The sequence below is a fragment of the Polaromonas sp. P1_G4 genome (genome assembly GCF_056405475.1).
Genome location: NZ_JBFUCA010000781.1, coordinates 1 through 1,403, shown reverse-complemented (window position 1 = coordinate 1,403; position 1,403 = coordinate 1). Strand labels below are relative to the sequence as shown.

At 60.7% G+C, this 1,403-nt stretch carries 2 protein-coding genes; one reads left to right on the top strand and one right to left on the bottom strand.

What is annotated here, in order from left to right; all coding sequences use genetic code 11:
• Positions 1–510: GntR family transcriptional regulator (locus tag AC1D1X_RS23275; RefSeq protein ID WP_477699342.1), on the bottom strand; the 510-nt coding region annotated here is incomplete at its 3' end.
• A 115-nt stretch (positions 511–625) separates the two neighbouring features.
• Here AC1D1X_RS23275 and AC1D1X_RS23270 point away from each other — a divergent pair.
• Positions 626–1,403 (top strand): pyridoxal-phosphate-dependent aminotransferase family protein (locus AC1D1X_RS23270; protein WP_477699341.1); only part of this gene is annotated, 778 nt, incomplete at its 3' end.

Below are 1,403 nucleotides of genomic sequence, written 5' to 3'. Positions count from 1 at the left end.
GGAGCGAAAGCGCAGCGCCTGCAGGCGCGCATTGACCTGCCGGTAGGTGGTGGTGAGCACCGGGTTCTTCGCGGCCGCGTTGATGGCGCTGTGAATGGCGGAGTTGAGCCGGTAGTAGTTGGGCAGGTCGCGGCGTGTGTAGGCGGCCAGCATTTCAAAGTGCATGGCCTTGATTTCGGCCAGCTCGTCGTCGGTGATGCGCTGCGCGGCCAGTTCGCCCGATTGCGCCTCCAGCCCGGCCATGACCTCAAAGGTATTCAGCACGTCGGCTTCGGTGAGTTCCACCGCTATCGCACCGCGGTTGGGCAAGAGCTCGACCAGGCCTTCAGCGGCCAGCATCTTGATGGCCTCGCGCAGCGGCGTGCGCGAGACATTCAAAACTTCGCTGAGTTCGCGTTCATTGAGCTTGGCGCCCGGCTGGATGCGGTTTTCAACCAGCATCTGGCGCAGGCGGTGCGCCACCTGTTCGTGAAGGGCAGCGCGGGGGATGGGAATGATTTCGGCAGCCATGAGCAAATTTTGTATGCAAAAAACAGGGGTGTCAAATCAATTTGTAACCCTTTGCTCTATTGACAAATGAATTTTGTATGCAAAAAATAGCGTCCTACTTCTGGAGTTTTTCGCCATGTTGACGCTTGACTTTCACCCCACCGGACGTCATTTTCTACAAATTCCCGGCCCTTCGCCGGTGCCTGACCGTGTCCTGCGGGCCATGAGCCTGCCCACCATCGACCACCGCGGCCCTGAATTCGCGGCGCTGGGCCTCAAGGTGCTGGCCGACATCAAGAAGATCTTCCAGACCCAACAACCCGTCATCATTTACCCGGCCTCCGGTACCGGCGCCTGGGAAGCTGCACTTTCCAATACGCTGAATGCGGGTGACCATGTGCTGATGTACGAAACCGGCCACTTTGCTGCGCTGTGGCAAAAGCTGGCCGCGCGCCTGGGCCTCAAAACCGAAGTCATCGGCTATCCCGGCGCCGACGTCTGGCGCCACGGCGTGCAGGCCCACCTGATTGAAGAGCGCCTGAAGGCCGACACCCAGCACAGCATCAAGGCCGTCTGCGTGGTGCACAACGAAACTTCCACCGGCGTGACCAGCAACATTGCCGCCGTGCGCAAGGCGATTGACGCCGCCAGGCATCCGGCCCTGCTGCTGGTCGACACCATTTCGGGCCTGGCCTCGGCCGACTACCGCCACGACGAGTGGGGCGTCGACGTCAGCATCAGCGGCTCGCAAAAAGGCCTGATGCTGCCGCCCGGCATCAGCTTTAACGCCGTGTCGGCCAAAGCCATCGAAGCCAGCAAAAAGGCCACGCTTCCCAAAGCCTTCTGGGCCTGGGACGAAATCATCGAAATGAACAAGACCGGTTACTGGCCGTCTACCCCCAACACCAACCTGC